The sequence below is a fragment of the Micromonospora rifamycinica genome (assembly GCF_900090265.1).
Taxonomy (GTDB): domain Bacteria; phylum Actinomycetota; class Actinomycetes; order Mycobacteriales; family Micromonosporaceae; genus Micromonospora; species Micromonospora rifamycinica.
This window is the reverse complement of the sequence record NZ_LT607752.1, coordinates 1,502,109-1,522,488: the sequence shown is the minus strand read 5'-3', so window position 1 is coordinate 1,522,488 and position 20,380 is coordinate 1,502,109. Positions and strand designations below refer to the sequence as shown.

Annotated in this window: 15 protein-coding genes; 10 read left to right on the top strand and 5 right to left on the bottom strand. The window is 72.3% G+C overall.

Annotated elements, in window-relative coordinates; all coding sequences use genetic code 11:
* Positions 1–22: 22 nt before the first annotated feature.
* The 5 genes from GA0070623_RS30835 (at position 23) to GA0070623_RS06355 (ending at position 4,917) form a co-directional block, all read left to right on the top strand.
* The gene (locus GA0070623_RS30835; RefSeq protein ID WP_231932692.1) at positions 23–913 is read left to right on the top strand and encodes a heme ABC transporter ATP-binding protein; all 891 of its coding nucleotides are present in this window, start codon (positions 23–25) and stop codon (positions 911–913) included.
* Positions 914–1,591, top strand: coding sequence for a biliverdin-producing heme oxygenase (locus GA0070623_RS30830; protein WP_067309049.1), 678 nt, complete (start codon positions 914–916; stop codon positions 1,589–1,591). It abuts the gene before it with no gap.
* Positions 1,588–1,896, top strand: coding sequence for a DUF2470 domain-containing protein (locus GA0070623_RS06365; protein ID WP_231932691.1), 309 nt, complete (start codon positions 1,588–1,590; stop codon positions 1,894–1,896). The genes GA0070623_RS30830 and GA0070623_RS06365 overlap by 4 nt, the downstream gene beginning before the upstream one ends.
* A gap of 142 nt (positions 1,897–2,038) precedes the next feature.
* On the top strand, positions 2,039–2,389 hold the full coding sequence (locus GA0070623_RS06360) for a hypothetical protein (protein ID WP_157517549.1): 351 nt from the start codon (positions 2,039–2,041) through the stop codon (positions 2,387–2,389).
* Positions 2,390–2,499: 110 nt separating this feature from the next.
* Complete coding sequence (locus tag GA0070623_RS06355; RefSeq protein ID WP_157517548.1) at positions 2,500–4,917, top strand: tetratricopeptide repeat protein; 2,418 nt, start codon at positions 2,500–2,502, stop codon at positions 4,915–4,917.
* Between the two features lie 27 nt (positions 4,918–4,944).
* Here the strand turns inward: GA0070623_RS06355 and GA0070623_RS06350 are convergent, their stop codons facing one another.
* From GA0070623_RS06350 to GA0070623_RS06340, 3 genes are all read right to left on the bottom strand, one after another.
* Positions 4,945–5,316, bottom strand: coding sequence for an ArsR/SmtB family transcription factor (locus GA0070623_RS06350; protein WP_067309113.1), 372 nt, complete (start codon positions 5,314–5,316; stop codon positions 4,945–4,947).
* A gap of 193 nt (positions 5,317–5,509) precedes the next feature.
* On the bottom strand, positions 5,510–6,826 hold the full coding sequence (locus tag GA0070623_RS06345; RefSeq protein WP_067309032.1) for a cellulose binding domain-containing protein: 1,317 nt from the start codon (positions 6,824–6,826) through the stop codon (positions 5,510–5,512).
* Between the two features lie 342 nt (positions 6,827–7,168).
* Entirely contained in the window at positions 7,169–8,740 is a 1,572-nt protein-coding gene (locus GA0070623_RS06340) for a cellulose binding domain-containing protein (RefSeq protein WP_067309110.1), read from the bottom strand.
* A gap of 327 nt (positions 8,741–9,067) precedes the next feature.
* On the opposite strand from GA0070623_RS06340, the gene GA0070623_RS06335 reads away from it, so the two are divergent.
* A complete protein-coding gene (locus tag GA0070623_RS06335) occupies positions 9,068–9,961 on the top strand; it encodes an SGNH/GDSL hydrolase family protein (protein WP_067309029.1) in 894 nt (297 codons plus the stop codon).
* Positions 9,962–10,051: 90 nt separating this feature from the next.
* On the opposite strand, the gene GA0070623_RS06330 is transcribed toward GA0070623_RS06335, so the two are convergent.
* Both GA0070623_RS06330 and GA0070623_RS06325 read right to left on the bottom strand, forming a co-directional pair.
* A complete protein-coding gene (locus tag GA0070623_RS06330) occupies positions 10,052–11,710 on the bottom strand; it encodes a cellulose binding domain-containing protein (protein ID WP_231932690.1) in 1,659 nt (552 codons plus the stop codon).
* 123 nt (positions 11,711–11,833) lie between these two features.
* Positions 11,834–14,686, bottom strand: coding sequence for a glycosyl hydrolase family 95 catalytic domain-containing protein (locus GA0070623_RS06325; protein WP_067313744.1), 2,853 nt, complete (start codon positions 14,684–14,686; stop codon positions 11,834–11,836).
* Between the two features lie 643 nt (positions 14,687–15,329).
* Between GA0070623_RS06325 and GA0070623_RS06320 the strand changes: the two genes are divergently transcribed.
* The 4 genes from GA0070623_RS06320 (at position 15,330) to GA0070623_RS06305 (ending at position 20,350) form a co-directional block, all read left to right on the top strand.
* Positions 15,330–16,880, top strand: a complete 1,551-nt coding sequence (locus tag GA0070623_RS06320) for a glycoside hydrolase family 43 protein (RefSeq protein WP_067313746.1) — start codon at positions 15,330–15,332, stop codon at positions 16,878–16,880.
* An 86-nt stretch (positions 16,881–16,966) separates the two neighbouring features.
* Positions 16,967–17,395, top strand: a complete 429-nt coding sequence (locus GA0070623_RS06315; RefSeq protein ID WP_067313749.1) for a Fur family transcriptional regulator — start codon at positions 16,967–16,969, stop codon at positions 17,393–17,395.
* A gap of 23 nt (positions 17,396–17,418) precedes the next feature.
* Positions 17,419–19,695: a catalase/peroxidase HPI gene (gene katG, locus GA0070623_RS06310; protein WP_067313763.1), complete on the top strand. Its 2,277-nt coding sequence runs from the start codon at positions 17,419–17,421 to the stop codon at positions 19,693–19,695.
* 124 nt (positions 19,696–19,819) lie between these two features.
* Positions 19,820–20,350: a hypothetical protein gene (locus GA0070623_RS06305; RefSeq protein WP_197700052.1), complete on the top strand. Its 531-nt coding sequence runs from the start codon at positions 19,820–19,822 to the stop codon at positions 20,348–20,350.
* Positions 20,351–20,380: the final 30 nt, after the last annotated feature.

The window sequence follows — 20,380 nt, the reverse complement described above, 5'->3', positions numbered from 1 at the left end:
CCCGCACATCCGAGGGGGGACCGTGGTGAACGTACGTCGGCGACGGGGGCCGCTGCGGCTGCTCGGAGCCCGGACGGCCGCCCGGGTGCCGACCGCCCCGGTGCCGGGCGGCACCCGGATCCGGGCCACCGGGGTCCGGGTCGAGCGCGCCGGCCGAGCGGTGCTCGACCGGGTCGACCTCGGGGTCCGCGCCGGTGAACTGCACGCCCTGGTGGGGCCGAACGGCGCCGGCAAGTCCACCCTGCTGGCCGCCGTCAGCGGTGACCTGCCGCTCGCCGCCGGGACGGTCGAGGTCGACGGTCGTCCGCTGGCCGAGTGGTCGGCCGTGGAGCTGGCGATGCGCCGGGCGGTGCTGACCCAGCACAGTGTCCTGAGTTTCCCCTTCGCGGTGGTCGAGGTGGTCCGGATGGGTCGTTCCCCCTGGGCCGGTCGCCCGGAGGAGGCCCACGACGATGCGGTGGTCGCCGAGACCATGCGACGCTGTGACGTGATCCGGTTCGCCACCCGGCCCCACCCGTCGCTCTCCGGCGGCGAGCAGGCCCGGGTGGCACTGGCCCGGGTGCTGGCCCAGCAGACCGGGGTACTGCTGCTCGACGAACCGACCGCCGCCCTCGACCTGCACCACCAGGAGTTGGTTATGCGTATCGCCCGGGAGCGGGCCGAGGCCGGCGACGCCGTCGTGGTGGTGCTGCACGACCTCGCCCTGGCCGGGGCGTACGCGGACCGGATCACCCTGCTCGCCGAGGGCCGGGTACGGGCCACCGGACCCCCCGGCACGGTGCTGACCGCGCCCCTGCTCAGCGAGGTCTACCGGCACGACATCGAGGTCGTGCCGCACCCGGACACCCACCTGCCGCTGGTCGTCCCCCGCCGCCGGGGTCCGACCCGGAACACCCCCGTCACGGAGGAATAGATGGACACCCCACCCCTGCCGTTCTCGGCCCGGCTCCGGGCCGCCAGCCAGGAGGTCCATGCCGCCGCCGAGAGCCAGCGCTACGTCACCGCGCTGGTCGGCGGCGAGCTGGACCTGGCCGGCTACCTCGACCTGGTGGTGCAGCACCATGCCCTGTACCAGGCGTTGGAGTCGGCCGCCGAGGCGATGCGCGACGATCCGGTCGCGGGTGGGTTCGTCGACGACGCGTTGACCCGGCTGCCCGCCCTGGAGGCGGACCTGATCCACCTGGCCGGACCGGACTGGGCGTCGCGCACCACGCCGCACCCGACGACGGTCGCCTACGCCGACCGGATCCGGACCGTGGGCGGCACGTCCCCGGTGCGTTTCATCGCCCACCACTACACCCGCTACCTGGGCGACCTTTCCGGGGGGCTGTACATCGGACGGGCGGTGGCCCGACGGTACGGGCTGACCGGGCAGGCGGGGGTGGCCTTCTACACCTTCGACCGGATCCCCCGGCCCACGGCGTACAAGGACGCGTACCGGGCGCGGTTGGACGCCCTGCCGCTGAGCCCGGCCGACGAGGCGGCGCTGCTGGACGAGGTGCTGGTGGCCTACCGGCACAACATGGCGGTCTTCACCGCCCTGGCCGGGCACGTGCCGGACGGCCCGGGGATGCCGGAGGCGGTGGCGTGACCGGGCAGCCGTTCGACGCCGACGTCGTCCACGCGGTCAGCCGGCACATGAACGACGACCACGCCGGGGACTCGCTGCTGATCTGCCGTGCCCTCGGCGGCTGCCCGGCGGCGACCCGGGCGCGGGTGACCGGCCTGGACGCCGACGGGATGGACTTCGCCGTCACCCTCGACGACCTTGAGGTGCCGGTGCGGATCCCGTTCGCCCACCGGCTCACCGAGCGGGCCGAGATCCGCCGCGAGGTGGTCCGGATGTACGAGCAGGCGTGCGCCGCGCTCGGCGTACCGTCGCGCCCCGCCGACTGAGTGTTGCGGCCCGGCCGGCGGCACCGTCCATGTCGGATAGCCGGCAGGACGGTCGGCGGCCGGCCGGGCGACCCTACGCTTGGTGACAGGCGACCGGGTGACGTTCCCGGGTGGCAGCGCCCGCGCTGCGAGGAGGTCGGTGTTGAGGTCGTCCCGTCGGATGGTGCTGCTGGTCACCGGCGCGCTCGTCGCCGTCCTGGCGCTGTCGTTCGTCGTCCTGCGCGCTGACACGGCCGACCTGGTCGCCACGGCGGTGTCCGCGGTGGCCGCCGTCGCCGGGGTCGGCGTGGCCCTGTGGGCCGCCCTGGCCCCGACCCGACCGGGCCTGCGGGCCGAGAAAACAGGCCGGGTGACGACCACCCGTCACGGGTACGGCGTCTCCGGGATCGACGCTCCGGCCGACGACGACACCCCGATGAGCGCCTCCGCGACCGGTGATGTCGAGACCGACGGTGGTGTGGGCATCAGCGGCATCCACCGCCGACCCCGATGATCCCGGGCCGCTGGTGGCGTCCGGCTCCACGGAATCCGCCGCATCAGGCGATCACCGACCGCACCGACCCGTTCCTACCGACCGGCTACGTCGTCTCGCACACCGGCCCGGTGTGGGCCGAGCCCTTCAGTGTCGGCATCAGCGGCTATTTCCACGGAAATGTCTTCATCGGCTCGCCGGCCTACCGGCTGACCGGCGCTGGCGGTGGCGTGCCGCGCGCGGTGGAGAGCCTGCGACTGTCCGAGCTGCTCGACCCGCGTCACCGGGTGGTGCCCTTCGTGGGGCGCGAGGACGAGCAACGGTCGTTGTGGCGCTGGCTCGACCCGCCGCACGCCGGCCTGAGGTCGGTGCGGTTGATGTACGCCCCGGGTGGCCAGGGCAAGACCCGGCTCGCCGACCGGGTCGGGGCGACCGCCCAGGAGGCCGGATGGACGGTGTTGCACGCGTCCTGTGAGCCCCTGACGCCCGAGCCGCGATCCGGTCCGTCCGGCGGGTCCGACAACGATGGCGCACTGCTGGTGGTGGTCGACTACGCCGACCGTTGGCCGGCCGGCGCGTTGCCGTCGCTCCTGACCGACCCGCTGCTGCACGGCGGGGGACAGGTCCGGGTGCTGCTGCTGGCCCGTTCCCCGGGGTACTGGTGGGCGGGGTTGCGCTCCTGGCTGACCGGGGTCGGTATGCCGGCCGACGAGTTCCCGTTGCCGCCGCTGGCGGCGGATCCGCAGGCCCGGCGGCGGCTCTTCCGGGTGGCGGTCGACCGGTTCGCCAGCCTGCTCCCGGATGCCCGGCCCGCCGAGGTGGTGGTGCCCCGGCTGACCGATCCCGCGTACGGGACCGCGCTGGCGGTGCAGCTGGCCGCCCTGGTCGCCGTCGACGTCAGCCGGCTGGCCGGATCGACCGCGCCGTCCAGTCTGGTGGATCTCTACGGCCACCTGATCGGCCGGGAGACCGCCCACTGGCAGAAGCTGCGCCGGGCCGGGGTGACGACCAGCCCGACCCAACAGCTCGATCTGGCCGTGGTGACCGCGACGCTGGCCGGCCCGGTGGCGGACGACGCGGCGGGGGAGATCCTCCGTTGCGCCGGTGCCGAACCGACCACGATCAGGGCCTTGCTGACCGACCACACCGCCTGCTATCCGTCGTACGACCAGGAGTCCGTGCTGGAACCGTTGCGGCCCGACCGGTGGGGCGAGGCGTATCTCGCGCTGGCCGTGGCCGGTCACGACTGGTGGTCCCGCCACCCGCCCCGTTCCTGGGCGGCCGGTGTCGCCCGGGCACTGCTCCGGGCGGCGGACCTGGAGCCGGCCACGGCGGCCGGGGTCCGGGCCCGGGCGCTGACCGTGCTCAGCGAGGTGGCCACCGAATGGCGGCACGTGGCGACCAGGGTGCTGCTGCCGGCGCTCCGGGCGGATCCGGCACTCGCCACCGCCGCCGGTGGTGCGGTCCTGGCGACGATCGTCGACCTGCCCGACATGGACGTCGAACTGCTGGCGGCGATCGAGCCGCACCTCCCCCCGGGGCGGCATTCCGACTTCGACCTGGTGGCCCGCCGCATCACCGGCCGGCTGGTCGAGTACCGGCTGCCCCGGTGCGGTGACGACGCCGAACGGGCCCGGCTGCACATCGACTACGGTCGCCGGCTGGCCCGGGCCGGCGATCGGCACGCGGCGCAGGCCGCCCTCGACCGGGCGGTGGCCGCCGCCGAGGCCGCGCGCGCCGCCGATCCCGGCCCGACGACCGCCGTGCTGCTCGCCTGGGCGCTGCACCTGCGGGGTCACCGGCTCGCCGCGGTGAACCGGAGCGCCGAGGCGCTGGCCAGCGTCGAGCGGGCGGTCGAGATCCTCGATTTCCTCGCCGGGGATGACCCGGCGTACCGGTTCCGTCTCGCCGAGACGCTCGACAATCTCGGCATCCGGCTGGCCGAGGTCGGCCGCCACCCGGAGGCCGAGGTGGCGGCCCGGCGCAGCGTGAAGCTGTTCTCCGCCGACGCCCCGTCGCCGGCCGGCGAGGTCGGCCGGGCCGCCGCGTTGACCAACCTCTCGGCCATCAAGGCGCACCAGGGCCGGGCCGACTCCGCCCTGCGGACCGCGCGCCGCGCGGCGCGGCTCTGGCGTCGGCTCAGCGACGAACAGCCGGCGGTGTACCTACCGGAACTGGCCCTGACGTTGAACACGCTCGGTCTCCGGTACGCCGAGTCCGGCCGGCTGGAGGAGGCGGTGAAGGCGACTGCGGAGTCGGAGGAGATCTACCGGGAACTCGTCGACTGCAATCCGGTGGTGTTCGAGCTGGACCTGGCCGCGGTGCTGGCGAACCTGAGCGGCCACCTGTGGCGGCTGAACCGACGCGCCGAGGCGCTCCGGACGCATGCCGAGGCCGAGCGGATCTTCACCCGTTGGGGCGGTGCCGACCCGGAGGTCTTCTCGCCGCACCTGCGGGAGGTCCGACAGAACCTCGCCCGGATGGTGGCCGAGCAGACCCCGGTGTACCTGTACCGCTGGGAACCGGGGGCCGGGTCCTTCGGATCCTGACCCCGGTGGGCCGCCGACCGTCCGGCGTCAGCGGGTCTTCTTGGTGGCCCGTTTGCGGGGTGGGGTCAACAGGTCGGCGATCGCGCTGATCGCGGCGGGCACCGTCCGGTAGTACGCCCAGACGCCGCGCTTCTCGCGTTCGATCAGCCCGGCCTCGGTGAGGATCCGCAGGTGATGGCTCACCGTCGGCTGGGACAGGCCGAGCGGCGCGGTGAGGTCGGTGACGGACGCCTCGCCCTCCGGGGCCGACTGGATGAGGCTGAGCAGCCGCAGCCGGGCCGGGTCGGCGAAGGCCTTCAGCACCCCCGCGAGCCGTTCCGCGTCGGCGCGTTTGATCGGCTCGCCGGCCAGCGGCGAGATGACAGGCGTATTGGTTTTCGCAGCTCCCACGTCCGCCATCATGGCAGCAAGAGTCATGTCTGGCCGCTGGATCGCCGATCGGCCACGACGAATTCGCGGATCGGGTGACCGGTGGGGTCGGTTCGGACGACCCGGGGTCGGGGGAGAGCCTGCCCGGGGCCGGTGGGTGGGAGTCGAACCCCGCCCACCGGCCCCGGGGCGCGGTGCTGGTGCCCTGTCGGCGGGCCGCCGGTCAGCGTGCGGTGCAGGTGGGCGTCAGCCCGGACCCGCTGCCGTTGCCCTGGAAGCCGAATTCCGCGACCTGGCCGGGGGCGAGCCGGCCGTTGTAGTCGACGTTGGTGAAGCGCACCGTTCCGGTGCTGCCGCTGGCGGTGGCGCTCCAGGTGTTGGTGACGCTGGCCCCGCCGGGCAGGGTGGCGCTGACCGTCCAGCCGGTGGTGCCGGCGGAGCCGGCGGTGACCCGTACTGAGGCGGTGAAGCCACCGGTCCACTGGTTCACCGTCACCGTGGCGGTGCAGCCGCTACCGCCGGGCGGTGGGGTGGTCGGGGTCGCCGGTGGAGTGGTCGGGGTGGCCGGTGGGGTGGTCGGGGTCGCCGGTGGAGTGGTGGGCGGCGTGGTGCCGTCGAACTGGCTGAAGAAGTTCCACACCACCGGCCGGGTCCAGGACTTCTCGCCGGGTGCGTAGGGGTCGGCGGTGCCGTCCACGGCGTTGGGGGCGTGCCCGCCGTCGAACGGCGCCCAGGCGACCGGGTACCCCGCCCGGCAGCCCGCGTAGTAGGTGACGGTGTGGGTCAGGCTGCCCTGCGCCGGCTCCGGCGGGTTCTGCGGGGTGCAGCCGTTGTTCCGGACGAACCGGTCGCGCAGCGACCGGCCGGTGGCGATGGGGAGTACGGTGTCCCGCAGCCCGTGGATGCCGATGTAGGCGATCGGCTGGGTGCCGCCGTTGCAGCCGCTGAGCTGGCCACCGGAGTAGACGGCGACGGCGCGGAAGACCGTGGCGCGGGCGCAGGCGATGGCGTAGCTCATGCCGCCGCCGTAGCTGAAGCCCATGGCGAACCGCTGCGTCGTCTCGACGCACAGGGCCGACTCGATCTGGCGCATCATGTCGTCGACGAAGGTCAGGTCGCGGTCACCGCTGTTGGCCCAGCCGTTGCCGATGCCCTGCGGCGCGACGAAGATCGCGCTGTTGTTCGACAGCGCCCGGATGCCGTAGTAGGACCACGGGTAGCCGCTCGTCCCGCCCGAGTCGACGTCGTTGGCGGTGCCACCGTTCCAGTGGAAGCCGAAGATCAGCTTGTACGGGTGGTTGCGGTCGTAGTTCTCCGGGATCCGCAGGATGTACGAGCGGTTCTGACCGCCGCTGGAGATGGTGCGGTTGCCGCTGGTCAGGGTGGGTGCCTTGCCGCAGCCGGCGGTGGCCGCGAGCGGCGCGGCGTCGTTCGCGTAGGCCGGCGGGCTGGCTCCGGCGGTGACCGCGGCGCCGCCCATGGCGAGGGCGAGCGCCGCGATCCCCGCGACAGCGCCGGCTACCAGGCGGTGTCTCGACATCAGGAGGGCTCCTTCGGGGGCAGGGGACAGGCGATCGACCGCCCGGGGGAGGAGGTGCGGTGGCCGGGGATCCGGTGGCGACGGCCCTCGACCCTCGACGGAAGGTGATCATATGTATCGATGATTACAAACGTAATCCGTATGACGTATGATGTCAACAAGAGGCCGTATGTCGTCTGGAGCAGGGAAAACGAGGTTCTGCTGCGTGGCCTGGCCGCCCGGCGAGTGCCCTTACGACTGCCGGTGCGGGGTCGGCGGCGTCCAGGACGCCGCCGACCCCGCACCGTCGTTTCTCCCCGTCGGCGGGGCGACTCGGCTCCCGCCGTCAACCGGCGGGACGGTTCACCAGTTCAACGGCAGGGTGTTGACGAACCGGGTGAGCGCACCGGCGAGGAGCTGGTCGTCGCGGCGGGACGGGTGCCAGTCGCAACCGAGCTTGTCCAGCCCCAGCGCGTTGTCGTCGTAGTACAGCGAGCGGATCCGGGTGTCGCCCCGGCTGGTGCGGGTCTGGACGACCTGCTGGACGGAGCTGGCCAGCGCGGTCGTGGGGGACAGGTCGGGGTAGGTGAGCACGATGAACGTGTCGGGGCCGTACCGGCTGCGCAGCTTGTCGATGAAGGCCAGGTAGGCGCTCCGGTAGTCGGCGGCGAGCTGGTCGACGGTGGTCCACCGCTCACCGGGGTTGAGGGCGGTGGAGAAGTCGTTGATGCCCAGCCCCACCACGACCAGCTGCGGCTTCCAGGTGCTCGGCTTCTGCCACACCGTGCTGTTCCACAGGGCCTGCAGGTCGGTCTCGTAGTAGGTGCGGAAGTTGTCGGTGCCCCCGCCGTTGTAGTTGCGCACCATGCCGAGGCCGGACCAGGCGGTGAGCTGGTAGTCGGCGTTCAGGCTCTGCGCGGTGAGGGCACCGAAGGTGACGTCGGCGTTCGAGTTGCGGGTGACCCCGCCGTTGTTCGAGCAGTCGCGGGTGGTCGACATGTTGCCGTAGCCGGCCGTCCAGGAGTCGCCGATGAACTCGATCTGCCGGCTGCGGGCGGCGGGTCTGGCCAGGATCGCGCCCCCGGCGACGGGGACCAGGCCGCCGAACTCGCCCGCGCTCCACGGGCTCTCGGTGCGCTTGACCAGGCGTACGGTGTGCTCGGCGTTGGTCAGGTTGCGGACCCAGTAGGTGGTCCGACCCGGCGTGACCAGGGTGGCGACCGTCGCCCCGTCGACCTGCACGGCGTAGTCGTTCTGGGCGTCGTCGAGGACGATGCCGACCCCGGTGCCGCGGAACCGGCCCTCGAAATAGATGCCGGGCCAGGTGAACTGGGCGCTGTCTCCCACCGCCTTGACTCGACCCACGGTCGAGGTCTGGTCCAGCGCGCCCGATGCCGGCGGCGGCGTGGTGGGCGGCGGCGTCGTCGGCGGCGGCGTGGTGGGCGGCGGCGTCGTCGGTGGCGGCGTGGTGGGTGGCGGCGTGGTGGTCGGCGGCGGCGTGGGGGAAGTGGTACGGCCGGTGCACGGCACCCCGTTGAGCGCGAAGTCGACAGGGACCGGGTTCGACGAGTTGTTCCACGAGGCGCCGAAGCCGAGCTGGGTGCTCGCGCCGACGCCGAGGCTGCCGTTCCAGCTGGCGTTGGTGGCCGTGACCCGGTCCGCGGACTGGGTGACCGTGCCGTTCCACCCCTGGCTGATCACCTGTCCCCCCGTGAACGACCAGGTCAACCGCCAACTGGTGATCGGGTCGCCGAGGTTGGTGAGGTCGACGTTCGCGCTGAAGCCGCTCGGCCACTGGCTGGCCACCGTGTAGGTGACCCGGCAGCCGGCGGCGGCCTGCGCGGGAACGGTGGCGGAGAGCGCGGCGGTGCCGGTGACGACGACGGTGCTGAGCACCGACACCGCCAGTCGGGACCGGGAACGCGTGGTGGGCATGGAGATCCTTCCGGGGATGGTGGTGACGTGCGACCGCCGGCCGTGGTGTGCCCTCGGTCCGTTCACGTCGGTCGGTGTCGCGCCCTGTCTGTCCCTCGGCTCGCTGCCAGCCCGGCTCCGCGGGGATTATCCCGCCCAGCTTCGACGCCCGTCAATCGACGCGACCGGTCGGCCGGTTGGTCAACCAATGGGTCGCCCGGCGGGTCGGTACGGTGCGACCGGGCCACATCCCGCACCGTGCATGAGTGGGGGTTGTGCATATTGACGATTACGGATGTCACGGGCAGGATCGCGGCCACCACCCCGCGATCCCTTCTGGGAGGCGTCATGTCCCGTCCCCGCCGGCCCCTGCTGAGGGCGGTCACCCGGACGGCCGCGCTCGTCGTGGCCACCGCCGGTGTGCTGTCCACCGTCGCCGCACCCGCCCACGCCGCCGTCCCCACCGGGCGGTACGTGGCGCTCGGCGACTCGTACACCTCCGGTCCGCTGATCCCCACCCAGGTCGACCGGACCTGCCTGCGCTCCAACCGCAACTACCCCTCCCTGGTCGCCGCGTCCGCCGGCTCGTCGTCGTTCGTCGACGTGAGCTGCTCCGGGGCCACCACCGACGACATCCTGGTCGGGGACGGCGGCTCGTCGGCCGCCGCGCTCCCGCCGCAGCTCAGCGCCGTCACCGCCGACACGGCGCTGGTGACGGTGCAGATCGGCGGCAACGACATCGGTTTCTCCAGCATCATCGGCGACTGTGCGCAGGCGAGCTTCAGCAGCCCGCTGGGTTCGCCCTGCAAGAACCTGTACACCGCCGGTGGCACCGACCAGTTGCGGGCCAGGATCACCGCCACCGCGCCGAAGGTGGCCGCCGTGCTCCAGGCGGTCCGGCAGGCCGCGCCCGCGGCGCGGATCGTGGTGCTCGGCTACCCGGCGATCGTGCCGGACAGCGGGTACGGCTGCTGGCCGGTGGTCCCGATCGCCTACCAGGACGTGCCGTACCTGCGGGGTGTCGCCACCACGCTGAACGCGATGCTGGCCGGTGCCGCCGCCGCGAACGGGGCCGGCTACGCCGACGTCTACACCCCGTCGATCGGGCGCGACACGTGCAAGAGCAGCGGCACCCGGTGGGTCGAGGGCCTGCTGCCGGAGAACCCGGCCGCGCCCTTCCACCCGAACGCCCGGGGCGAGCAGGGCATGGCCACCGCCCTGCTGGCCACGCTGGGCGGCTGAACCGACGCGGCCCCCCTGCCACGGGCCGCCCGGGTGCCGGGCGACGTCGGGGCAGGGGGTCCGCACGTCCGTGCGGGAAACCGCACCCGGTCAGGCCACGCTGCACTCCTGACCGTTGAGGGTGAACGCGGTCGGTGCGGTGTTACCCCCGGACCAGGTGGAGATGAATCCGAAGTTCGCGCTGCCGCCGGCGGCGATGGTGCCGTTCCAGCCCGCGTTGGTGACGGTGACCTGCGCTCCGCTCTGGGTGTACGTGCCGCCCCAGGCCTGGTTCACCTGCTGGCCGTTGGCGAACGACCACCGCAGGTTCCAACCGCTGATCGCGGAGGTCCCGGTGTTGCGGATCGTCACCTCGGCCTGGAACCCGTCCGGCCACTGGCTGCTGACCGCGTACGTGACCTGGCACGGGCCGGCCGACGGCGGCGGGGTGGTCGGCACGGGGGTGGTCGGCGCGGGAGTGGTCGGGGTGGGCGTCGGCGTGGTCGGGGTCGGGGTGCCGGTCGTGCCGCTGACCCGGTAGACGACGGTGCCGTGGCCCGGGACGCTGGCCGAGATGGCGCCGGTGGTGGTGCTGGTGGTGTTGGTCCAGGCGTCGCGCAGGGTGAACGGGCCACCCGACAACCCGAGGGCGGACGCGCTGGTGCTGATGGTGGTGGCGGCGGTGCCCTGGTTGAACAGGGCGACGGCGACGTCCCCGTTGGCCAGTCGCTTGGCGAGGACGCGGCGGGTGCCGTCGAAGGAGACCTGGCTGGCCTGGAGCGCGAGCGGGTCCTGACTGATGCCGATGAGGTTGGCGTTCTTGAGGATCGTCTGGGTCGCGGCGTTCATGTTGCGCACGTCGTTGCCGGCGATCAGCGGCGAGGCCAGGATGGCCCAGAGGGCGAAGTGGCTGCGCATCTCGGTGTCGGTCATGCCGCCCCGGCCGACCTCCATCATGTCCATGTCGTTGAACGCGCCGGGCTTGGCGCGGGCGGCGAGGGGGACGGTGACGTCGACGATGTTCTGGATGCCCATCGGGTAGCCGTTGGTCTGCCCGCTGTTCCAGGTGTTGGTGATGTCCTCGGTGGTGCGCCACATGTTCGACACGTCGCCCCAGTCGCGTTGGGGGCCGGTCTTGGAGTGGATGCTGTTGGAGTTGATGCTCAGCACGATCGGGCGGCCGGCGGCGGCGAGACCGTCGCGCATCTTGGCGAAGGCGCGGACCTGGTCGTCGATGCTGCCGGTGGGCGAGCACCAGTCGTACTTGAGGTAGTCGACGCCCCAGGCGGCGAACTGCCGGGCGTCCTGTGCCTCCCGTCCCTGCGAGCCGGTGGCTCCGGGATAGCTGTTGAAGTACTGGGCGCAGGTCTTGTCGAGGGGTGCCTGGTAGATGCCGAACTTGAGGCCGCGGGCGTGGATGTAGTCGCCGAGCGCCTTCATGCCGGAGGGGAAGCGGGTGGGGTCGCCCTGGAGGTTGCCGGCGGAGTCACGGTTGGGGTTCATCCAGCAGTCGTCGACGACGACGTACTGGTAGCCGGCGTCCTTCATGCCGGAGCTGACCATCGCGTCGGTCATCTGCCGGATCAGGGCCTCGCTGATGTTGCACCCGAAGGTGTTCCAGCTGTTCCACCCCATCGGCGGTGTCCGGGCCACCCCGTTGTTCAGGGCCAGTGCCGGGGAGGTCCGCAGCACCACGGCCGGGCCCGTCACCAGCAGGAGCCCGGTCGCCAGGGCGGTCAGCAGGCGACGCCTGCGCGTGGGTCGTCTCATGTTCTTCTTCCGTCCGTTCCGTTCCACAGGGATGGGGTCGTGCGTACCGGGAGGGTCGGGAGGCGCGTCGCCGCCCCGACCGGCCCGTGGGCGGGTCGGACGACGACGCGCGTCCCGCGTCGGTCAGCTCGTCGTGCAGGTGAGGTTCGTCGGTGCGGTGTTGGTGCCGTTGACCGTGCCGATGAAGCCGAAGGTGGTGGACGCGCCGGCTGCCAGGCTGCCGTTGTAGTCGACGTTGCGTACCGTCACGTTGGCGCCGCTCTGGGTGTGCGAGCCACCCCAGATCTGGCTGATGGTCTGCCCGTTGGCGAACGACCAGGAGACCGTCCACCCTCGTATCGCGGTGGCGCCGGCGGTGACGGTGACCTCGGCCTGGAAGCCGCCCGACCACGAGCCGGTCACCGCGTACGTCGCCCGGGCGCCCGAGGGGGCGGGCGGACTGGTGGTCGGGGCCGGGGTGGTCGGCGTCGGCGTCGGCGTGGTGGGGACCGGGGTGGGGGTGTCGGTGGGCGTCGGGGTGGCGGTGGGCGTGGCGGTCGGGGTCGGCGTCACGCCGGGCCGGGCCGCCCGGTAGGTGTGACCGGCGCGGACGGCGAACTGGACGACGTCGGTCTCCGGCCGGGTGGTGGTCGGCGTGCTGCCGTCGGCGACGTCGACCAGGGTGAAGCTGCCGGTGAACAGCCGGGACCGCAGCCGGAGCGTGCCGTCCCGGTCGGCCCGGACGCCGATCTCGTCGACCTGGCCGTTGCTCCAGCGCAGGCCGACGGTGTATCCGCCGCGACCCCGCAGGCCGGCGACCTGCCCGGTGGACCACGCGCTCGGCAGTGCGGGCAACACGTTGAGTTCGCCGGTGTGGCTGTGCAACAGCATCTCGGCGATGCCGGAGGTGGCCCCGAAGTTGCCGTCGATCTGGAACGGCGGGTGCAGGTCGAACATGTTCGGGGCGAGCCGGTCGGTGCGGACCAGGTCCTTCAGCAGCTTGTGGGCGCGGGCGCCGTCCTCCAGCCGGGCCCAGAAATTGATCTTCCAGGCGAGGGACCAGCCGGTCCCGTCGTCGCCCCGCAGCTCCAGGGTCTTGCGGGCGGCCTCGTACAGCGAGGGGGTGCCCCGCTTGGTGATCTGGTTGCTGGGGTGCAGGCCGTAAAGGTGGGAGACGTGCCGGTGGTTCCGCTCGGTCTCCACCCAGTCGGCCAGCCACTCCTGGACGTTGCCCCGGGAACCGACCCGGGTCGGGGGGAGCCGGTCCCTGGCGGTGCGTACCTGTGACCGGAAGGTGGTGTCCACGCCGAGCGTCTCGCTGGCGCGGGCCGCGGCGTCGAACAGGTCCCGCAGGATCTGGTTGTCCATCGTCGGGCCGGCGCAGACGCTGGCGTTCGAGTGGTGCGGCAGCTCCGGCGAGTTCGACGGGTTGGTCACCAGGTAGCCCAGCGTCGGGTGGGCGACCAGGGTGTCGAGGAAGAACTGGGCGGCACCCTTGAGCGCCGGGTAGTTCGCCTGGAGGAAGCCCAGGTCGCCGGTGAACAGGTAGTGGTCCCAGATCAGCGTGCCCAGCCAGGCCCCACCGGTCTGCCACATGCCCCACAGCGCCCCGTCGACCACCGACGCGCCCCGCCAGGCGTCGGTGTTGTGGTGGGTGACCCAGCCGCCCGCGCCGTACTGCGCCTGGGCGACCCGTGCCCCGGTCACCGTCAGGTCCTTCACCATGTCGAAGACCGGCAGGAAACACTCGGACAGGTTCGTCGTGTCGGCCGGCCAGTAGTTCATCGGCAGGTTGGCATTGATCGTGTACTTCGAGTCCCAGGACGGTGTCAGCGAGTCGTTCCAGATGCCCTGGAGGTTCGCCGGCTGGGTGCCCGGCCGTGACGACGAGATCAACAGGTACCGCCCGAACTGGAACAGCAGCGCGGCGAACTGCGGGTCGTTGCTGCTCGCGTGCTGCGCGATCCGCACGTCCGTGGTCTGGTCGGCCGCGGCGGTCCGCCCCAGGTCGATGCTCACCCGGTTGAACAGCGCCTGGTAGTCGGCCAGGTGCCGGCTGCGCAGCTGCTCGATCGCCACGCCCTTGGCGGCGTTGAGCCGGGTGCGGGCGATGCCCTGGTAGTCGCCGTTGACGGTGCGGTAGTTGACGTAGCTGGACCCGATCGAGATCAGGATGGTGACGCTGGTGGCCCCGGAGACCCGTAGGGTGCCGCCGGAGCTGCTGACCGTGCCCCCGGTCGCGGCGGCGTTGGCCAGGGCCAGGAACCGCACCGAACCGGTGACCCCCTCCTGGCTGCCGGAGATGCCGTCCAGCCCGATGGTGGCGGAGTCCGGGCTCGACACGCTGGTCCGCTGCGGGCTGTCGAAGGTGGCGGAGAAGGTGATCGCGTTGGCCCGGTCGGCGGTCAACCGCACCACGATCACCTGGTCGGGCGCGCTGGCGAACACCTCCCGCTGGTGCCGTACCCCGTTGAGCAGGTAGGTCGTGGTGACCGTGGCGGTGGTGAGGTCGAGCGTCCGGACGTACTGGCTGACCCCGCTGGCCGAGCCGAAGGCGAGCCGGAGGTTGCCCACGGTCTGGTAGGCGAGCTGACCCCCCGGGTTGCCCATCATGGTCTGGTTGATCAGATCCTGCGCCGAGGTCCACTGGTCGGCGAAGACCCGCCGCCGGATCTCGGCCAGGTTGGCCGCGCCCCGGGTGTTGGCCGAGTCGTACGGTCCACCGGCCCAGACGGTGTCCTCGTTGAGCTGGAGCCGTTCGGTGTCGACGTTGCCGAACACCATCGCGCCGAGCCGGCCGTTGCCGATCGGCAGCGCGCGGAGCCAGTCGGTGCCGGCTCCCTCGTCGTACCACAGGGCCAGGTCGTTCGCGGCCAGCACCTGCGGTGGCGCTACCGAGTCGGCGCGGGCGGTGGCGGTCCAGGCGACCGGGACCAACGCGGCACCGGCCCCCGCCGCCCCGGCCTTCAGGACGTTTCTTCGGGTCACTTCGGACATGGTCTCTCCCAGCGGTGCGGATCGGTGGCGGTGCGGGTGGGCCGAACGTCGTGGACGTGCCGGTGGCCACGGTGCCGTTCCATGCCTCCTGTCGGTGGTGCGGCCCGGCGGGGGTGGTCCGACATCAGGGCAGGGCGGGGTGGCCGGCGCCGTGAGGCGGCCCGCGATCGGGGACACCACCGGTTGCCGTCCGGCCCGGGCGGGTGGTTGGGTCGCCGGGCCGGTGACCGGAACGTCGCTGTTAGCGTTAACAGGCGCGGCCCCGCATACCCTGACGTCGGCACCCGGAGACGCTGCGACGGCGCGTCGGGCTCCCGGCGGCGCACCATCTCGCCTTATATGGACTCTCGTGGATTCCTGAGGTCCCGTCAAGATATGACCGTCATGTTGCGCGAATGTTCCTCGCCCGTTCCGGGCGGTCCCGCCGGCTTCCGGGCCTGCTCCGGCGGTCGTGTCGGCTTCCGGGCCTGCTCCGGCGGTCGCGCCGGCTTCCGGGGCCTGCTCCGGGCGGTGGGCCTTGAACCCGGCCGGCGACTTCCGTAGCATTCGGCGCATCGATTGTTATCGTGAACATTTCCGGTCCACGGTGCTGCCCCGAGCGGTGTGGTGGTGGTCGACGACCGCCAGGGGGAGGTGACGCCCGGTGTCCGCCGGACCGTCCTACCGCAATCCGGTCGTCCCCGGCTTCTACCCCGACCCGAGTGTCTGCCGGGTGGGCGCGGACTACTACCTCGTCTGCTCCAGCTTCGAGTACTTCCCCGGCGTACCCCTGCTGCACAGCCGTGACCTGGTCAACTGGCGGCAGATCGGCAACATCCTCGACCGGCCCGGCCAGCTGGAGCTGCCCCCGGACACCACGTCGTCCGGAGGGATCTTCGCGCCGACCCTGCGTCACCACGACGGTCGGTTCTGGCTGATCACCACCAATGTCAGCCTGGGCCGGCACCTCATCGTCACCGCGTCGGAGCCCACCGGCCCGTGGTCCGAACCGGTCTACCTCGACCTGCCGCACGTCGACCCGTCGCTGGCCTGGGACGACGACGGCAACTGCTGGCTGACCACCTCCGGGGTGGACGCCTACCGGATCGACCCGGAACGGGGGGAGGTGCTGGAGGGTCCGTTGCCGATGTGGTCGGGCACCGGCGGCCAGTACCCCGAGGCGCCGCACCTCTACCGGATCGACGACTGGTGGTACCTGCTGGTCTCCGAGGGCGGCACGCACACCGGCCACGCCGTCTCCGTGGCCCGCTCGCGCAGCCCGCGCGGCCCGTTCACCCCCGCCCCGGCCAACCCGATCCTCACCCACCGGGGCACCGACCTGCCCGTGCAGGCCACCGGGCACGCCGACCTGGTCCAGGCGGTCGACGGCAGCTGGTGGCTGGTGCTGCTCGGGATCCGGGCCAGGGGCCAGTGGCCGCCCTACCATGCCCTCGGCCGCGAGACCTTCCTCGCCCCGGTGCGCTGGGTCGACGGCTGGCCGGTCGTCGACCCGGTCCGGGAACTGACCGCCGCCCCGCCGGGTAGCGCCCCGGCCGGTGCCGCCCCGGCCGCCCCGGGGGCCTACCGCGACGACTTCGACGCGACCGTCCTGGCACCCGAGTGGATCTCGCCGCGCCACCGGCCCGACGGTTCCTGGTCGCTGACCGCCCGGCCGGGCTGGCTCACCCTGTACGCCACGGGCGCGACCCTCGACCGCGCCGGGGCGACGATCGTGGCAGTGCGGCAGCGGCACCACGACTGCCGGGTCAGCGTCCGGGTCGACCCGGGTGAGGGCACCGCCGGGCTGACCATCCGGATCGACGAGGCGCACCACTACGACCTGGAGGTGGCGGCCGGCACGGTCCGGGTGATCGGCCGGGTCGGCCCGTTCCGGCAGGTCTTCGCCTCCCGCGCCGTGCCGGACGGCCCGCTCGTCCTGACGGTGGCCACCCGTACCCACGACCTCTACCCGCCGACCGTGACCTCCGCCGCCGAGCTGGCGGCCGGGACGGCCCCCTGGGGGGTACGCGCCGCCGGCTGCGACATGATCACGTTCGGGGTGGCGGAACCGGGCGGCGACGCCGTGCTGGCCGAACTCGACGGGCGGTACCTGTCGACCGAGGTCGCCGCCGGCTTCACCGGCCGGGTCGTCGGCATGTACGTCACCGCGGGCAGCGCCGCGTTCGACTGGTTCGCCTACCACCCGGCCGGCTGACCCGCTCCCTCCGGCGGCCCACCGGTACGGCGACGCGCCGGTGGCTAAACTTGATTTGCTCCAGAAGAGCGGGCTAGGGTCGTGCCATGGCGACCGACCTCGAGGCACAGTTGCGGGCGGCCTCGCTGCGCGTCACGCGGCCCCGACTGGCCGTCCTCGCCGCGCTGCGTGACCACCCGCACGTCGACACCGACACGGTGATCGCGCTGGTCCGGTCGGACCTGCCCACGGTCTCCCACCAGGCGGTCTACGACGTGCTGCGGGCGCTCACCGAGGCCGGTCTGGTGCGACGCATCCAGCCGGACCGGTCGCCAGCCCGCTACGAGTCGCGGGTGGGGGACAACCACCACCACGTCATGTGCCGTTCCTGCGGTGCGATCGCCGACGTCGACTGCGCCGTCGGTCACGTGCCCTGCCTCACCCCCTCGGACGACCACGGTTTCGTGGTCGACGAGGCGGAGGTCGTCTACTGGGGCACCTGCCCCGACTGCGCGACCGACCGCACCTCCCAGTGATCCACCAGTTCGGAAGGAAGTTCATGAGCGACACCCAGGACAACGTCCCCGCCAGCGCGCAGGGCGTGGACCAGAAGGCGGCGGCCGGTTGCCCGGTCGCGCACGACTCGGTGACCGCGCAGGGCAGCGAGAGCGAGAACCCGGCGATCGATTCCCCGAAGCCGAAGACCGGAGGGCGTCCGCGTACCAACCGGGACTGGTGGCCCAACCAGCTCGACCTGTCGGTCCTGCACGCCCACTCGGCCAAGGGCAACCCGCTGGGCGAGGACTTCAGCTACGCCGCGGAGTTCGCCAAGCTCGACGTCGAGGCGCTCAAGCGGGACATCACCGAGGTGCTCACCACCTCGCAGGACTGGTGGCCGGCCGACTTCGGCCACTACGGCGGCCTGATGATCCGGATGAGCTGGCACGCCGCCGGCACGTACCGCATCGAGGACGGCCGCGGTGGCGCCGGTGACGGCGGGCAGCGGTTCGCGCCGCTGAACAGCTGGCCGGACAACGCCAACCTGGACAAGGCCCGCCGGCTGCTCTGGCCGGTCAAGCAGAAGTACGGCCAGCAGATCTCCTGGGCCGACCTGCTGGTGCTCGCCGGCAACGTGGCCCTGGAGTCGATGGGCTTCAAGACCTTCGGTTTCGGCTTCGGCCGGCCGGACGTGTGGGAGCCCGAGGAGATCTTCTGGGGTCCGGAGGACACCTGGCTCGGCGACGAGCGCTACGCCTCGGAGACCGAGATGTCGGCCGGCGTCGGGGCGACCGAGATGGGCCTCATCTACGTCAACCCGGAGGGTCCGCGCGGCAACGCCGACCCGCTCGCGGCGGCGCACTTCATCCGGGAGACCTTCCGCCGGATGGCGATGAACGACGAGGAGACCGTCGCGCTGATCGCCGGCGGGCACACCTTCGGCAAGACCCACGGCGCGGGCGTCGCCGACGACCACGTCGGGGCCGAGCCCGAGGGCGCCCCGCTGGAGGCCCAGGGCCTGGGCTGGCTGAGCACCCACGGCAGCGGCAAGGGCGGCGACACCATCACCAGCGGTCTGGAGGTCACCTGGACCGACCGGCCGACGCAGTGGAGCAACCGCTTCTTCGAGATCCTCTTCGGCTACGAGTGGGAGCTGACCACCAGCCCCGGCGGGGCCAAGCAGTGGGTCGCCAAGGACGCCGAGGCGATCATCCCGGACGCCCACGACCCGGCCAGGAAGCACCGGCCGACGATGCTCACCACCGACCTGTCGCTGCGCGTCGACCCGGCGTACGAGAAGATCTCGCGGCGCTTCCTGGAGCACCCCGACGAGTTCGCCCTGGCGTTCGCCAAGGCCTGGTACAAGCTGCTGCACCGCGACATGGGTCCGGTCAGCCGCTTCCTCGGCCCCTGGGTCGCCGAGCCGCAGCTCTGGCAGGACCCGGTGCCGGCCGTCGACCACGAGCTGGTCTCCGACGCCGACGTGGCCGCCCTCAAGGCGAAGGTCCTCGACTCGGGCCTGACCACCGCGCAGCTGGTCAGCACCGCGTGGGCCTCGGCGGCGAGCTTCCGGCACACCGACAAGCGCGGTGGCGCCAACGGCGCGCGGATCCGGCTCGAGCCGCAGCGCAGCTGGGAGGTCAACCAGCCCGAGCAGCTCGCGACGGTGCTGGCCACCCTGGAGGGGATCCAGCGGGAGTTCAACGCCGCCGGTGGCGCGAAGATCTCGCTGGCCGACCTGATCGTGCTGGCCGGCTCGGCCGCCGTCGAGCAGGCCGCGCGGGCCGCGGGTGTCGAGGTGACCGTGCCGTTCCGGCCGGGCCGCACCGACGCCAGCCAGGAGCAGACCGACGTCGAGTCCTTCGCCGTGCTGGAGCCGCGTGCCGACGGGTTCCGCAACTACCTGCGTCCGGGTGAGAAGACCCAGCCGGAGGTGCTGCTCGTCGACCGGGCGTACATGCTCAACCTGACCGCGCCGGAGATGACCGTCCTCGTCGGCGGCCTGCGGGCGCTCGGCAACAACGTGGGCGGCACGGCGCACGGCGTGCTGACCGACCGGCCGGGTGTGCTCAGCAACGACTTCTTCGCCAACCTGCTCTCCCCGGGCACCCGGTGGCGGGCGTCGGAGTCCGACGAGCACGTCTACGAGATCCGGGACCTGGCCACCGACGAGGTGAAGTGGACCGCCACCGCGGTCGACCTCATCTTCGGGTCCAACTCCCAGCTGCGCGCCCTCGCCGAGGTCTACGCCAGCCAGGACGCGGCCGCCAAGTTCGTGACCGACTTCGTGGCGGCCTGGACGAAGGTCATGGAGCTGGACCGGTTCGACCTGTCCTGATCCGACCCTGCTGGTGCGTGCCCCGGCCGATCGGCCGGGGCACGCCCTGTTCCGGGGGCGGATAGTGGGGTGAGCGGTACTTCATATTGGACAAAAGGCCAAAAAGCATCCTATAGTGTCGTCCGTGCATGTTCTGGCAGCCCTGGTCAGCCCGTTGTTGCTCGTGGGTGGTGTCGCACCGCCCGGCGCGGCACCCGTCCCGCGGGTGCGGGCGATGGCGCTGGTGGTCGGGCTCGACATCACTGTGCCCCCTACGGCGAGCCTCGGTGCCGGCGTGCCCGGGGCCACCCTCAGCCGCTCGCTGGGCACCGTCACCGTGAACGACACCCGGACGACCAACCCGAACACCTGGCTGGCCACCGTGTCCACCACGGTGTTCATCACCGCCGGCGGTGGAGCGGGCAAGACCATCGCCGCCACCCAGGTCTCCTACTGGTCGGGCCCGGTGACCAAGCAGAACGGTGGCGGCACCAAGGTGCCGGGTCAGGCCACCGCCGCGCAGGCGGTGACGTTGACCGTGCCGCGGGTCGCGTTCACCAAGACCTCGGGCAACCAGCGCAACAGTGTGAGCTGGGCACCCACCCTCCGGGTGGCGATCCCCGCCGCGGCGGTGGGGGGCGTGTACACCGGCACCATCACCCATTCTGTCGCCTGATGGGGTGATTAGCCCATAACGCGGTATATG

Excerpts from the sequence above, each read along its gene's own strand:
- GA0070623_RS30830 (WP_067309049.1), top strand. The coding sequence starts at position 914 with ATGGACACCCCACCCCTGCCGTTCTCGGCCCGGCTCCGGGCCGCCAGC.
- GA0070623_RS06350 (WP_067309113.1), bottom strand. The coding sequence starts at position 5,316 with ATGGCGGACGTGGGAGCTGCGAAAACCAATACGCCTGTCATCTCGCCG.
- GA0070623_RS06345 (WP_067309032.1), bottom strand. The coding sequence starts at position 6,826 with ATGTCGAGACACCGCCTGGTAGCCGGCGCTGTCGCGGGGATCGCGGCG.
- GA0070623_RS06340 (WP_067309110.1), bottom strand. The coding sequence starts at position 8,740 with ATGCCCACCACGCGTTCCCGGTCCCGACTGGCGGTGTCGGTGCTCAGC.
- GA0070623_RS06335 (WP_067309029.1), top strand. The coding sequence starts at position 9,068 with ATGTCCCGTCCCCGCCGGCCCCTGCTGAGGGCGGTCACCCGGACGGCC.
- GA0070623_RS06330 (WP_231932690.1), bottom strand. The coding sequence starts at position 11,710 with ATGAGACGACCCACGCGCAGGCGTCGCCTGCTGACCGCCCTGGCGACC.
- GA0070623_RS06325 (WP_067313744.1), bottom strand. The coding sequence starts at position 14,686 with ATGTCCGAAGTGACCCGAAGAAACGTCCTGAAGGCCGGGGCGGCGGGG.
- GA0070623_RS06315 (WP_067313749.1), top strand. The coding sequence starts at position 16,967 with ATGGCGACCGACCTCGAGGCACAGTTGCGGGCGGCCTCGCTGCGCGTC.
- katG (WP_067313763.1), top strand. The coding sequence starts at position 17,419 with ATGAGCGACACCCAGGACAACGTCCCCGCCAGCGCGCAGGGCGTGGAC.